This window comes from Tunturiibacter empetritectus (genome assembly GCF_013410875.1).
GTDB classification, from domain to species: domain Bacteria; phylum Acidobacteriota; class Terriglobia; order Terriglobales; family Acidobacteriaceae; genus Edaphobacter; species Edaphobacter empetritectus.
This window is the reverse complement of sequence record NZ_JACCCU010000001.1, coordinates 1,003,032-1,017,563: the sequence shown is the minus strand read 5'-3', so window position 1 is coordinate 1,017,563 and position 14,532 is coordinate 1,003,032. Positions and strand designations below refer to the sequence as shown.

Here is a 14,532-nt window from a genome sequence, read left to right as displayed (position 1 = left end):
TCAGTAGTCGATTCTGCCGGCGCGCTCGCGCCAGGCCTCAAAGCTGGAGATCGCCTGCTCCGGCAGAAGATTGAACGCCGGAATCTTTCGCTGATCAACCGGCAGCTTCATCTCTTCGTACAGAAAAGCATCGTCAAAGCCGGCTGCAGCAGCATCAGCGGCGCAGTTCCCATAAAAGATCGCCTCGCAACGCGCCCAGTAGATCGCAGCAAGACACATCGGACAAGGCTCACAGCTGGTATAGATATGGCATCCCGTCAGCTGAAACGTCCCAAGCATCTGGCACGCATTGCGGATTGCTACAATCTCGCCATGCGCCGTCGGGTCATTGGTCGCTGTGACCAGGTTCGCGCCTGTAGCAACGATCTCGCCGTCGCGCACAATCACCGCGCCAAACGGCCCTCCGCGACCGGAGGTGACGTTCTCCGTTGCCAGCGCGATCGCTCTCTGCATAAAGACTGGGTTGCCCTGCATTTGACTCGGTATCCTTAAGCCACACGGCGCAGCGGAAGTAAACGGAATAATCAAATTATGGCACATGCCTTTCTCTCAAAACGCATCGTCACCCCACAGGGCACGCAGCCCGGCGCGCTCCTCGTAGACGACGGAACCATATGCGCCATTTGCCGCCAGTCAGAGATCCCCGCTGACACCATCGTTGACGACTGCGGCAATGATGCTCTCCTCCCCGGTCTCGTCGATTCCCACGTCCACATCAACCAGCCGGGGCGCACCGAATGGGAGGGCTTCCGCACGGCAACCCGCGCCGCAGCCGCAGGAGGCTACACCACACTCGTCGACATGCCACTCAACTGCCTCCCAGAGACCACCACCGTTGCCGCCCTCGAAGAAAAGCGCGAGGCCGCAAGCGGCGAGTGCTTCGTAGACTGGGCACCCTGGGGAGGAGCAGTCGCAGACAATCAGCAACACATCCTCCCCCTCGCACAGGCCGGAGTCCTCGGCTTCAAATGTTTCCTCATCTATCCCGGCTGCGACGGCTTCACCATGATCGACCAGCAACAACTGGAAGCCGCGCTGCCATCCGTTGCCCAATCCGGCCTTCCGTTACTAGTGCACGCAGAGTTAGCAGCTCCGATCGATGCTGCAACTCAATCACTGCGCAACGCAGACTGGCGACAGTACCAGACCTACCTGGCGTCGCGCCCCGACGAAGCCGAACTTCAGGCCATTCGCCTGATGATCCGCCTCTGCCGCCAGTACAGCTTCCGTCTGCACATCGTTCACCTCTCCACCGCGCTCGCCCTGGCCGAGTTGAAATCCGCCCGCAAAGCAGGCCTCCCCATCACAGTCGAGACCTGCCCTCACTATCTACACTTTGCTGCAGAAGAGATCGCCGACGGCAACACGCTACTCAAGTGTGCGCCTCCCATTCGCAGCAAGGAAAATCAGCGTGGCCTCTGGCGCGGACTGCACGACGGAACCATCGACATGATTGTCACCGACCACTCCCCCTGTCCACCCGACATGAAGCGCACCGACACCGGCCGCTTCGATCAAGCCTGGGGCGGCATCGCCAGCCTCTCTCTTGCGCTCTCGATCATCCACACCGAGTGCTTCAATCGCGGCGACACGCTCGAAGACATCACACGCTGGATGAGCAGCGCACCCGCAGCCCTGGCCGGCCTCGCTCATCAGGCGGGCGCACTCCAACCTGGTCGAGACGCCAACTTCATCCGCTTCGACACCGAGGCAACCTTCGCCGTCACACCCGACAAACTGCACTACCGCCACGCCATCTCGCCCTACCTCGGCGAAACCCTGCGCGGCATAGTAAAGGCCACCTATCTCCGCGGAGAGCTGGTGTATCACGAAGGCGCCTTCGCTCCCACTCCTCAGGGTCGAGAGGTCAAGTTATAGTAGGCACACACGCATGAACAAAGTCCTCGCCCGATGGAACTCGCTCGACCACGCCACAGCAGCCCGCGAGGCCCTCCCTTGCTGCGGTTCGCATGCGTGGGCGACTGGGCTGGCCTCGGCGCGCCCCGTCGCAGACGAGTCTTCCCTCATCGAAACCTCCGCCGCCATTTGGCAGAATCTGCCGGAGCAGGCGTGGCAGGAAGCCTTCGACAGCCATCCCCGCATCGGACAAAATCACGCACAAACCCACGCAACCGACGAGTCTCTGCGCTGGTCCGCCCAGGAACAACGCGCATTACTCACCGATGACCACGCCGCCAAACTAGCTCTCGAAGCCGCAAATCGCCTCTACGAGCAGCGCTTCGGCAGAATCTTCATCATCTGCGCCATAGGCAAAACATCCGCAGAGATCCTCACCACTCTGCAAGCACGAATGCAAAACGACGCCGCAACCGAGCTGCACGAAGCAGCCGAACAACAACGCCAGATCACACAGCTTCGTCTTCACCACTGGCTGGAGTCAAAGTAACCATGGGCATCTCCATACACATTCTCGACACCGCGCTGGGACGGCCGGCCACAGGCGTTCCCATCACCCTCGCTCGCCTTACTGACGGCAAGTGGTCGTCCCTCAACGTAGCGACCACCGACGCCGACGGCCGCTGCAAACATCTCCTTCCCGCAACCGAAGCTCTGCAGCCTGGCAACTATCGCGTTCACTTCGAAACCATCGCTTACTACAACCGGCATCAGCTAAGCGGCCTGTATCCATATATAGAAGTCGTCTTTACAGTCACCGAAGGCGAGCAGCACTACCATATCCCGCTACTCCTGACTGCGAACGGCTACACCACTTACCGAGGAAGCTGACGATGATCGAGCTGGCTGAAAATCGTTACGGAAAATCCCGCATCCGTCTGATGAAGGTCACCCGCCACGCTCATGGCCAGACTTACACTCACGACCTGCGCGAATGGACGGTTCAAGTCTTACTGAAGGGGGATTTCGAAACCGCCCACCTTGAGGGCGACAACAGCAAGATCCTGCCGACTGACACGATGAAGAACACCGTCTACTCGCTCGCGCGAACTTCAAAGGCGATCGCCATGGAGGACTACGCCAAAGAGTTGGTCGACTTCCTCCTGACAAGAAATCCGCAAGTCTCCTCCGCCTCGGTTCGCGTGGAAAGCACGATGTGGAAACGCCTTACCGTAGACGGAGAACCTCATCCCAGCGCCTTCATGCGCGGCAGCGGCGAGCTTCAAACCACCAGCGTAGAACGTGCGCAGGCCGGGAGCTTTCACATCCTCTCCGGCCTCGACAACCTCGTTCTGCTTAAGACCGCAAACTCCGGCTTCGAGGGCTACATCAAAGACTCCCTCACCACCCTGCCCGAGACCAAAGACCGTCTCTTCGGAACCGCTGTCACTGCCGACTGGTGCTACACCTCACCGAACCTGGACTTTGACGCAGTGCGTACAGAGATTCGCGAGGCCATGCTGCGCACCTTCGCCAACCACAACAGCAAATCCGTACAGCAGACTCTCTACGCCATGGCAGAGAGCGCCCTCGAAGCCGTCCCGCAAATCGACGAGATCGAGATCACCATGCCCAACAAGCACTGCCTTCTCGTCGACCTCTCCCGCTTTAACCAGGACAATCCTAACGAGATCTTCGTCCCCACCGACGAGCCTCATGGATACATCGAGGCGCGCGTCCGTCGCAGATCGTGAAGCAGAATAATGTACTTATGACAGACACAAATATAGATTGCGCCACACGCATCATCGCCCGCTGCCGAGAGATCGCCACCCACACCGAGATCCCCGGCGAGATCACGCGCCGCTTCCTCACCCATCCCATGCACACCGTCCACTCATTGCTGCGCCTGTGGATGGAAGCCGCCGGAATGACAGTGCACATCGACGCCATCGGCAACCTGCGCGGGCTATGGCTCTACCCCGTCGCTAACGCCCCCCGCCTGATCATCGGCTCTCACCTCGACACCGTACCCAACGCCGGAGCCTTCGACGGCATCTTCGGAGTCATCCTTGGCATTGCCCTCATCGAAGAGCTCCACGAGCATCAACCTCCCTTCTCCATCGAAGTCATCGGCTTCTCCGAAGAGGAGGGAGTCCGCTTCAGCAAACCCTTCCTCGGCAGCCTCGCCGTTGTAGGAAAACTCGACCCGGAGACACTGCAGCGCACCGATCAGGATGGCATAAGCATCGCAGAAGCTATACGCAGCTACGGCCTCGATCCCGCAAGCCTTCCCGCAGCAGTCTTATCCCGCGACGCCTTCGCCTATCTCGAGTTTCACATCGAACAGGGCCCCATCCTCGAGAGCGAGGGAGCATCGCTCGGCGTCGTCGAAGCGCTCGTAGGACAGACCCGCATGCAACTCCTCTTCGAAGGCCAGGCAAACCACGCCGGAACCACGCCGATGCGCTTGCGACATGACGCAATGGCCGCCGCCGCAGAAGCGATCGTAGCCGTCGAAGCCTACGCCACCTCGCACGTTGGTCTGGTCGCAACCGTCGGCAAGCTTGAGGCCTCACCCGGCGCCGGAAACGTCATTGCCGGCAGAGTAACAACGTCGCTCGACATTCGCCACGCAAACAACCAGACCCGCCACGCTGCAGTCGACGCTCTAACGCAAATCGCAAAGACCGCAGCCTCCAGACGCGGCGTAACCCTCACCCTCCGCACCGAGATGGAGCAGTCCGCCGTCCCGCTCGATCCGCACCTGACAACCATGCTCCACACCGCCGCTGCACAAGCCGGTTTCCCCAGCCGCAGAATGACCAGCGGAGCCGGCCACGATGCGATGATCCTCGCCCCTGCCGTCCCCTCCACCATGCTCTTCCTCCGCAGCCCCGGAGGCCTCAGCCACCATCCCGACGAAGCCGTGCTCCCTCAGGACGTAGAAGCCGCACTCTCAACTGCAATGGAGTTCCTCGCGCTCCTTAGCGATGAGTTGAGCGATGATAAGACCAAGGACAGCCATGCATAATCTGGGACGCACCCGCAGCACCAATCAGCGCGACCACCTCCTCCACACCCCGGACACCTTCGTCCGCACCGTGCTCCCCGGCATGGAACTCGCTACCGCCATCGTCCACATCTCTCCCGCTGCAGGCGCAGCTTTCACCCAGTACACTGCAGAGCTCGAACCCGGCGGCAAACTTGGCCCCACCTCCAACCAGCGATTCCTCTACACCCTCGAAGGCACAGCCGATCTCGCAACCGACAGCACATTTCAAACACTGATCCCCGGCAGCTTCGCCTACCTCCCCGAAGACGCCGCCCACACCCTCACCGCGCAACAGCCCACGCGGATTGCCATCATCGAAAAACCCTACGAAGCGCTTGCTTCCGTTCCTCACCCAGAGGTCCTCGTAGGCCACGAAGACAAAACCCTCTCCGTCCCCCTCAACGACGACCCCGAACTCCAGGTTCGCAGTCTCCTGCCCGGCTCGCCATCGTTCGACTTCGCCGTCAACACCATGACTTACCAGCCCGGCGCCGCGCTCAGCATGGTCGAAGTCCACATCATGGAACACGGCCTGCTCATGCTCGAAGGCGGCGGCATCTATCGCCTCGGCGACAGCTGGTATCCAGTCACAGCCGGCGACTTCATCTGGATGGGCCCCTTCTGTCCACAGTGGTTCGGAGCCATCGGCAAGCGTCCCGCAAAGTACCTCATCTACAAAGACTGGAACCGGCACCCGTTGGCGTAGCATCCACATCGACCCTCGACCAAAAGGAGGCAGCAGTTTTGGCACAGCAGATTCAGATCGATCAATCACGGCTGATGAGCGAACTCGCAACCCTCGCCACCTTCACCGACGCCGAGCCCGCAGACAACGGCACCGCAGTCACCCGCGTCGTCTTCTCTCCAGACGATCTCCACGCCCGCGCGTGGCTGAAAGAACTAGCCACCGCCGAAGGCTTCGATGTCCGCGACGACGCCGTAGGCAACCTCTTCCTCCGCTGGTCAGGCACTGATCCCGACTTACCCGCCGTCGCCACCGGCTCCCACACCGACGCTATCCCTCACGCTGGAATGTACGACGGTACCGTCGGCGTCCTCGGCGGCCTAGAAGCCATGCGCGCGCTCAAACGCAGCGGTCTCCGCCCACGCCGCTCCATCGAACTCGTCATGTTCACCTCCGAAGAGCCCACCCGCTTCGGCATCGGCTGTCTCGGCAGCCGCCTCATCTCCGGGACCCTCGATCCCAAACAAGCCGACGCCCTCCGCGAGGCCAACGAGCCAGCCGACACCGCCCAGACCCTAGCACAAGTTCGCACCGCCGCAGGTTTCACCGGCGACCTGGCCTCGGTTAGGCTTCCGCCGAATCACTACCACGCCTGGCTCGAACTCCACATCGAACAAGGCCCCCTGCTCGAACGCGAAGGCATCCCCCTCGGCATCGTCACCAGCATCGCCGCGCCCGCAAGCTATCGCTTCACCATCACCGGCCTCGGCGGCCACGCCGGAGCACTCCTCATGCCCGACCGCAGAGACGCACTCTGCGCCGCGGCCGAGCTCATCCTCTCCATCGAAAGACACGCCCTCGCCACACACACCATCGACACCGTAGCTACCGTCGGCACCTGCGACGTCTATCCCGGCGCGGTCAACAGTGTCCCCAGCCGCGTCATCCTGCAACTCGACATCCGCGACACCGACCCCGCCCGCCGCGAGTCCGTCATGCAAGCCGTCCGCCGCGACATCGAAGAACTCCGCCAGCGACGCAGCGTCATCATCACCGAGCAGCTCATCAACGCCGACGCCCCTGCGCAATCCTCCCCACACATCGTCGAACTCCTCGAAGAGGTCTGCGCCGCCCACGACATCTCCTCCAAAAAGATGGTCAGCCGTGCCTATCACGACTCGCTCTTCATGGCCCGCATCGCGCCCATCGCCATGATCTTCATCCCCTGCCGCAACGGCGTAAGCCACAGACCGGACGAATACGCCACCCCGGCGGATACCACTCTCGGGGTACAGGTGCTTGCCTCGGTTCTTGCTAAACTGGCGTCAGAGTAACTCCGCACCAGCATGGCCATCGAGTCCATCAATCCCGCCACCGGCAAGCTGTTGCGCAGCTTCGACCCGCTCACCAACGAAGCCGCGCGCCAGAAGATCGCCCTGGCCGCCGACGCCTTTCGCACCTACTCTCTAGTGCCGCTCGAACACCGTGCCCTGTGGATGCGCAAGCTCGCCTCCATCCTCGAACACGAGATCGACGACCTCTCCATCCTCATCACCCAGGAGATGGGCAAGCCGCTCGACGCCGCCCGCTTCGAGATCCTCAAATGCGCCGACGCCTGCCGTTACTACGCCGAGCACGCCGCACGCATCCTCGCACCGGAGTCCATCCCCACCGAGGATCGCTACAGCTACGTCCGTTGGGACCCGCTCGGCGTCGTCCTCGCTGTCATGCCGTGGAACTTTCCTCTCTGGCAGGTCTTCCGCTTCCTCGCACCCGCGCTGATGGCCGGCAACGTCGCTCTCCTCAAACATGCCAACAACGTCCCGCAGTGCGCGATCGCCATTGAATCCCTGGTCCGTCGCGCCGGCTTTCCCCGAGGCACCTTCCAAACCCTTTTGATCGACATCCCTCAAGTGGAGACCGTCCTGGGCGACGAACGTGTAGCCGCTGTAACGCTCACCGGCAGCGAGACCGCCGGCCGAGCCGTAGGCGCGCAAGCAGGCTGGCTCATCAAAAAATCAGTCCTCGAACTCGGCGGCAGCGATCCCTTTATCGTCATGCCCTCCGCCGATCTCGATGCCGCAATCGAGACCGCAATCCGCGCTCGCTGCGTCAACAGTGGACAATCCTGCATTGCAGCCAAACGCTTCCTCGTCGCCGACGAGGTCTACGACGTCTTCGAATCCCGCTTCGTCGCTGGCATGGAAGCCATGCACGTAGGCGACCCCATGAAGGACGGCACCGACATCGGCCCGCTCGCCACCGCACGAGCCGTCGACCTGCTCGAACAACAAGTCCAGGCCGCCGCCAAGGCCGGAGCACGCATCCTCACCGGCGGCGAACGCATGCTTGGCACCGGCAACTACTTCGAACCCACCGTCCTCACCAACGTTCCACGCACCTCCGCCGTCTATCGCGAAGAACTCTTCGGCCCCGTCGCCATGCTCTTCCGCGTTCAGGACATCAACGAGGCCATCGAGATCGCCAACGACACGCCCTTCGGCCTCAGCGCCTCCGCCTGGACTCGCGACCCCGCCGAACAACAGCGCTTCATCTCCGAGCTGCAGTGCGGCGGCGTCTTCCTCAACGCCATGGTCGCCAGCGATCCGCGCCTTCCCTTCGGCGGCATCAAGCGCTCCGGCTACGGCCGCGAACTCTCCGCCGCAGGCATGCGCGAGTTTCTCAACGCAAAGACCGTTGTCATCTCCTCCGCAACCACGGCCAACGAACCCGCCACCAAGCCATACTTAGTCTCCACCGCCGACCCTGCCCAAACCACCTAGAGCTATTGCGCTGCCCTGCTCGGCGGAAGATATCTTCCTCGCGACCAACGGGAGCGCCGACCGAAGGGGTATACCCGTCACGAAGTGACCGCCCCGCGCGTAGCGGGCATTTGTCTTTTTACTGAAAATCGCCATAGCACCCCCCAACACGAGACACCAGTTTTCGGCTAAGCTTCTGTGTCGTCGAGAAGCCATCTCCGCTCGTCGTGAAGCTCTCGTCAACCAGACACATCTTTACCAAGAGGATCACCATGCCCGATCTCAAGTACTCCAGCGGCTTCGGAAATGAGTTCGCCACCGAGGCCCATCCCGGCGCCCTTCCCGTCGGCCAGAACGCCCCGCAGAAGGCCCCGCTCGGGCTCTACACCGAGCAGCTCAGCGGCAGCCCCTTCACCGCGCCGCGCCTGCTCAACCGCCGAACCTGGACCTATCGCATCCGCCCCTCCGTCATGCACAAACCCTACGAGCGCATCGCCAACGGCATGGTCCGCTCCACTCCCTTCAACGAGGTCGAAACCACGCCCAGCCAGCTCCGCTGGGACCCGTTACCACTACCCACCACTCCGGGAGGAGTGGATTTCATCGACGGCCTCACCACCCTCGCCGGCAACGGCGACCTCACCATGCATTCCGGCGTCGCCATCCACATCTACTCCGCAAACAAAAGCATGACCGACCGCTTCTTCTACACCGCCGACGGCGAACTACTCTTCGTCCCGCAGCTCGGCCGCCTCCTGCTCCACACCGAACTCGGCATCCTCGACCTCACCCCCGGCGAAGTCGCCCTCATCCCCCGCGGCATCAAGTTCCGCGTGGAATTGCTCGACCCGCAAGCCCGCGGCTACCTCTTAGAAAACTACGGAGCCAGCTTTCGCCTGCCCGAGCTCGGCGCAATCGGCGCTAACGGCCTGGCCAACAGCCGCGACTTCCTCACTCCGCACGCCGCATACGACGACCGAGACAACGGCAAATTCCAGGTAGTCGCAAAGTTCCAGGGCAATCTCTGGGCCACCGACTTCGACCACTCCCCTCTCGACGTCGTCGCCTGGCACGGTAACTACGCCCCCTGCAAGTACGACCTTGCGCGCTTCAACTGCATCAACTCCGTCAGCTTCGATCACCCCGACCCCTCCATCTACACCGTCCTCACCTCGCCTAGCGAGATCCCAGGAACCGCCAACGTAGACTTCGCCATCTTCCCTCCACGCTGGATCGTCGCCGAGCACACCTTCCGCCCACCCTGGTTCCATCGCAACTTCATGAACGAGTTCATGGGCCTCGTCACAGGCGAGTATGACGCCAAGGCCGAAGGCTTCGTCCCCGGCGGAGCCAGCCTGCACAACTGCATGAGCGGGCACGGCCCTGACGCCGAAACCTTCGACCGCGCCAGCAAAGCCGAACTCAAGCCCGTCAAACTAGATGGCACGCTGGCATTCATGTTCGAAACCCGCTTCGTCTGCCGTCCCACTAAGTTCGCGATGGACACCGCAGCCCGCCAAAACGAGTACTACACCTGCTGGCAGACCTTGAAGAAGAACTTCAAACCGTAGCACTCACACAAGCCGAAAACCGCATCCAGTCTCCGACCAACGGGAGGCCAAGCATTTTTGTGCGCCAAAACAAGGTATACAAGTCACGAAGTGACCGCCCCACGCGCAGTGGGCCCGTCCGGCAGGACACTTAGAAATTAAACGTAGCCTGCAAAGTAATCCGCCGCGAAGCCGTAGCCGAACTGAACGGCCCAGCAGCCAGCGTAGTGAACTGACCGAATCGCGGCGAACTCAAGCTACTCGTAGGCGTCCCATAAGGAATCACATTGAACAGATTGAACGCCTGCGCTCCCAGCGTAAAGGTATACCGATGACCTGAACTTGCCCCCTGAGGTCCAAACCCACCGCGAACCCCACCCGGCCCGCCAGCCCGAGGACCTCCACCTGGCCCGCCGCCCGGACCACCTACAGGTCCGCCAGGCCCACTCCCGCTCGTCGCCGAAGCCGCACTGCGAGTCTTCTCTCCAAATCCAAACGTCCGCGAAGCACGAAGGTTGAACGTAAAATTCGCTGGACCATTACAGTAGTTGATCGGAACAGGCGTCAAACTGCCAGTCTGCGTGGAGCTGAAGGCACTCGAAACCCTGCAGGCCCCACTGTCCCCACTCGCAAAGAACGGCCGCTGGTTATAGATCGAAGTACCCGCAGGATCAAGGCCCGTTGTCAGGTTATACGGCGTCCCCGACTGCGCAATAATGAACGGACTCGCAGTAAAACTATAAGGAAGCTGCCAGCTCCCTCCGACAACCCCAAAGCTCGCGTGGGCAAACGAAGCGCGCCCATAGTCCACCTTTGTATCCGTGTTGCTGGTCGGAAAGAATCCCGCCCCCGAAGTATTCGCATCCGCAAGGTTCAACGAATAAAAACCAAACAGCGTAAGCTTCTTCAACCGCGCATTGCCATTGATCAGCAGCTGGTTCTCCTTATAGACGCCGCCCGACTGAAACTGCTGATCGAACCCATTGTCGACGATGAAGTTCCTGCTCAGATACTGATGATCGCCGCGCGCGTAAAGGTAGTTCACCGACATCGTCGCTGCACGCCCAAGCTGCTGATCGACCCCAACCGCCTCCTGCATCGTGTACGAGCTGCGAATTCCATTGCCCAATCCATAGGTCGTAATCTTGTTCGCAACCGAAGCGCCACAGTTAGCAGGATTCTCCGGCGTGCACACCGCCCCAGGATTGATCACCGTCGAGGTCACCTGATTGACGCCATTCTCTTGCAACGTCGTCAGATAATTCGCGAGCGTAAAACGATCGTAAAAGATGCCGAATCCGCCTCGCACCACCGTCGTGGGCGACTTCCCGCTGCCCCGCGGAATCCCGTAAGCGAACGATGCCCGCGGCGCAAAATCATGCCCGCTGTTAATCACGTTCTGCGCCTCTAGCCGAATGCCGTACGTAATCGTCAGGTTCCCCCTCGGCTTCCAGTCATCCTCCGCATAGAACCCCACATCGGTCAGGCGCCCATCCACCTCCAGTTTATTGATCGCGGTCGCAGCATACTGCCCCGGCAGCCCGCACTGATAGGAAGAGATGCCTGCATTCAGAGCATCGCAAGGCTTCGTCGCCTGAGCATTACAGTTACTCGGCCGCTTGATGCTCGGATTCGGGTCTGTGCACGGGTCCAGCAGATACGAGTAAGTAAACGTCCCATTCAATCCTGCATTCGACGACAGCGATTCGTTCGTCGTGCGCACCCGGACGCCAAACCGAATAAAGTTCTTCGCCAGCGCAATCGAGCTATAGTTCTGCACCTCAAGATGCGTACTGGTGCTTCTCTGCGTCCCCAGGCTCGACCCACCCGACGTAAAGATTCCCTGCACCGACAACGTAGGATCCGTACTTACCGGGTCCTGCGTCGAGTAGTCGCGCTGATACTCAAACCGCGTCTCATTGATCACCCGAGGACTCAAGATCTGCGTATCGCTGATCTGAACCGTATTTTCCGTCGTCTCCGTGTTGTAGCCCGCGGTCGGAAGATTCGTATTCCCGATGCCGTTGTTCTGCTGCCCATTCACGTTGTACTGGTACCGCACCGTCAGCGTGTTCTTCTCCCCCAGCGCAAAATCAACGCGCGGACTCACATCGCTGCGCGTCTGCGGATGCGACACCGCACGCGCTGACTCCGGATACGAAGAAAAATACGAGCAGCTCAAATCCCCAGGCGAACAGGGCGTTAGCGAACTGGCAGAACTCGCGTAGAAGCCACTCGGATTGACGATATTGTTGTCCTGAATCGTCCGGTGCGAGCCCCCCACCGTAAACGAAGAGAACCGGTTGATCGGCCCGCTTACGCTGCCCAGAATGAAGGTCGTGTAATACGGTGGCTGCGTATTCGACGCACCCAAAAACGGATTCGACGTGTTAAACGCATTATCCCCACCCTGCACACTCAGGCTGCCGTGAAACTTGTCCGTGCCCGGCTTCGTAAACACCTCAACTCGCCCATAACCCAGCTTGTCGTACTGCGCTGAAAAAGGATTCTGATTGATGCGAATCTCGCGGATCGAAGACTTCGGAGGCAGCTGCCCGCCGGTAAATCCGTCCACATAAATCTGGCCACCGTTCGGCCCCGCGGCAGGCCCCGCCAAAGCAGTCAACTCCGAAGAAAGCTCATCCGGATCATCCGAAAGCGCCTCCAGATCCTTCCCCTTGATTACTGTGCTGCTGGCATTGCTGTCGGAGTCTACGCTCACCTGCGCACCCTGCGCATTGACGTTCACCTGCTGCTTCTGCTCCTCGATCGCCATCTTCGCATCCAGCGCCAGGTTCTGCCCCGCCGCAATCCTCACCCCCAGCTTCACGTACGAGGCGAACCCAGGCATCGTCACCGTCACCGAATAGGTCCCCGCAGGAACACCCTGCAGCATATAACTTCCATCGCTCTGCGACTGCGTCATTAAAGGCTTGCCCGAAGCAGGAGTCAGCGTCACGGTCGCACCCGGAATCACAGCGCTCTCAGGATCCGCCACCAGCCCATGCACCGTCGCGCCCGTTTGCTGAGCGCTTGTCACCACCGGCATCCATGCAACCAAAAAAAGTAAAACAAACCTCAACCCTGCGCGAAATGACATTACTTCTCCTAAAGGTCTTTCTTTGTTGCAGCCGCGATCGAGCTACTGCGCGCTGCTATCAGAGCCGCCAAGGCTCCACGGAGACAGCGTCAACGCCGGTCCACCGTTCGGCGTCGCTGCCAGAATCGGCTCCACTCCCGAGAGCAGAGTCACACAAGTTACATGGCCATTGGGATCAGGCTGCGACGCAACGATCATCACCGCGTCTCCCGCCTTCAGGTCCGCAACCGTCTGGCTGGGCAGCCGGCTCACCAGCTGAGAGAGATCGGCTCCAGCAGAGCGTCCCTCAGCCCGTTCTCCCTCGCCACCGCTCCCCTGCCCTCCACTCTGCGCGCCCCCGCCAGCAGCGGCCCCGCCCTTTGCGCGAGCAGCAAACCGCGCTGCAGCCTGTGGCGGCAAAGCCTTCAAACTGGAGTTGTCCGTAATCTTCACCATCACTGTCTTCTTCGTCGAAAGATCCTTCAGCGTCAGCGTTCCGCCAGCGGTGTCGACGGTCCCAATCAAACCAGCCAGATTCTTGAACGATCCGCTCACCACCTCTTCCGCCTGCATCGACGAACCATCGTCTGACTTGGCCCCGCGCACCCGCAGTTGATCGCCCACCTCGATCTGCGCCAGTGTCCCCGGCTTCGCATCTTCAAACTTTACCGAGTCGCCCGCATACCGCCGAAACTTCGTCGCACTCGACGTAGTCACTGTCAGTTTCTTCGCACCCACCGACAACACAATTGAGCCGGCCCCGGCATCCACCGCGCTCACAATGCCGCCCGTCCCACGCTTCTGCCAGTCGCCCTGCTCCGCCTCGTGCTTCTGCGCAATCTCCGACGACTTCATCAGAATCACCCGCGAAGCCGTGAGTCCCACACCACCGTCGCCTGCCTTACCGCTTACCAGCACACGGTCCCCTGCTGCAATATCAGTCAACGCAATCGTCTGCGCTGTCTTCAAGTCGGTGCTGCCTGGCGCGAGCTGCAGAATGCGCGCCCCATCGGCCACACTCACCACAACCTCCTGCCCCGCATCCGTCGTTAGCGTCAGGCTGTTCCCTGCCGTAGCCTTCACCGTGCCAATCTGCCGCGAGGCTGCAGGCGCCGCAGCCGGTGTCTGCGCCAGAACACTCAGGCTGCTCGCGAAAGGCGCGGCACTCGAAAGGAGAATGCCGGCACACAACACCGCCCCGCGAAAAATCCCAGAGTTTTTCAACATGGTTCTCTTCCTCAAATTAAATCCAGTTGCCCTCGTCGGTCGCCTGAAATTGACTCATCCAGGTCGCCATCCACTACGGAAGACGAGTTAGCAACGCAAAAGTTTCCCGGGAGAAGAGCGTTGTTGAAGAGGGCAAAACCGGAGACCCCGGTTTCAACCCGCTCTTCATGCTAAACGCTTTGCAGCTCCGTGCGTCACGCAATCCATAGCCAGACACTCTCTCGTAACGTGTCTCCGTCTGTGCCGATTACCACGTGATGAAACCCTTCACACTGCCTAAGCCAACTAAGTTCATTACGAAACAAAATTCATCTGCG

General features: G+C 60.8%; 12 protein-coding genes. 9 read left to right on the top strand and 3 right to left on the bottom strand.

The features are described 5' to 3' along the window. Nucleotides 1-474 carry a nucleoside deaminase gene (locus tag HDF08_RS04225; RefSeq protein ID WP_179637338.1) on the bottom strand — a complete coding sequence of 158 codons (474 nt, stop codon included), beginning with the start codon at nt 472-474 and terminating at the stop codon, nt 1-3. Nucleotides 475-531: 57 nt separating this feature from the next. Between HDF08_RS04225 and allB the strand changes: the two genes are divergently transcribed. The 9 genes from allB (at nt 532) to hmgA (ending at nt 9,930) form a co-directional block, all read left to right on the top strand. Then, on the top strand, nt 532-1,878 hold the full coding sequence (gene allB / locus HDF08_RS04220) for an allantoinase AllB (RefSeq protein ID WP_179637337.1): 1,347 nt from the start codon (nt 532-534) through the stop codon (nt 1,876-1,878). A 13-nt stretch (nt 1,879-1,891) separates the two neighbouring features. After that, nucleotides 1,892-2,407 carry a 2-oxo-4-hydroxy-4-carboxy-5-ureidoimidazoline decarboxylase gene (uraD, locus tag HDF08_RS04215; protein ID WP_179637336.1) on the top strand — a complete coding sequence of 172 codons (516 nt, stop codon included), beginning with the start codon at nt 1,892-1,894 and terminating at the stop codon, nt 2,405-2,407. A gap of 2 nt (nt 2,408-2,409) precedes the next feature. Beyond that, complete coding sequence (gene uraH / locus HDF08_RS04210) at nt 2,410-2,748, top strand: hydroxyisourate hydrolase (protein WP_179637335.1); 339 nt, start codon at nt 2,410-2,412, stop codon at nt 2,746-2,748. A gap of 2 nt (nt 2,749-2,750) precedes the next feature. Beyond that, a complete protein-coding gene (pucL, locus tag HDF08_RS04205; protein ID WP_179637334.1) occupies nt 2,751-3,611 on the top strand; it encodes a factor-independent urate hydroxylase in 861 nt (286 codons plus the stop codon). Between the two features lie 17 nt (nt 3,612-3,628). Next, nucleotides 3,629-4,891, top strand: a complete 1,263-nt coding sequence (locus HDF08_RS04200; RefSeq protein ID WP_179637333.1) for an allantoate amidohydrolase — start codon at nt 3,629-3,631, stop codon at nt 4,889-4,891. Further along, entirely contained in the window at nt 4,884-5,618 is a 735-nt protein-coding gene (gene allE / locus HDF08_RS04195; protein ID WP_179637332.1) for a (S)-ureidoglycine aminohydrolase, read from the top strand. The genes HDF08_RS04200 and allE overlap by 8 nt, the downstream gene beginning before the upstream one ends. A gap of 38 nt (nt 5,619-5,656) precedes the next feature. Then, nucleotides 5,657-6,931: a M20 family metallo-hydrolase gene (locus HDF08_RS04190; protein ID WP_257030867.1), complete on the top strand. Its 1,275-nt coding sequence runs from the start codon at nt 5,657-5,659 to the stop codon at nt 6,929-6,931. Nucleotides 6,932-6,943: 12 nt separating this feature from the next. Continuing rightward, nucleotides 6,944-8,380, top strand: coding sequence for an NAD-dependent succinate-semialdehyde dehydrogenase (locus HDF08_RS04185; RefSeq protein ID WP_179637331.1), 1,437 nt, complete (start codon nt 6,944-6,946; stop codon nt 8,378-8,380). 251 nt (nt 8,381-8,631) lie between these two features. After that, nucleotides 8,632-9,930: a homogentisate 1,2-dioxygenase gene (hmgA, locus tag HDF08_RS04180; protein ID WP_179637330.1), complete on the top strand. Its 1,299-nt coding sequence runs from the start codon at nt 8,632-8,634 to the stop codon at nt 9,928-9,930. A 130-nt stretch (nt 9,931-10,060) separates the two neighbouring features. On the opposite strand, the gene HDF08_RS04175 is transcribed toward hmgA, so the two are convergent. Continuing rightward, nucleotides 10,061-13,009: a TonB-dependent receptor gene (locus HDF08_RS04175; protein ID WP_179637329.1), complete on the bottom strand. Its 2,949-nt coding sequence runs from the start codon at nt 13,007-13,009 to the stop codon at nt 10,061-10,063. A gap of 42 nt (nt 13,010-13,051) precedes the next feature. Further along, the gene (locus HDF08_RS04170) at nt 13,052-14,215 is read right to left on the bottom strand and encodes a hypothetical protein (RefSeq protein ID WP_257030866.1); all 1,164 of its coding nucleotides are present in this window, start codon (nt 14,213-14,215) and stop codon (nt 13,052-13,054) included. Between the last annotated feature and the right edge of the window lie 317 nt (nt 14,216-14,532).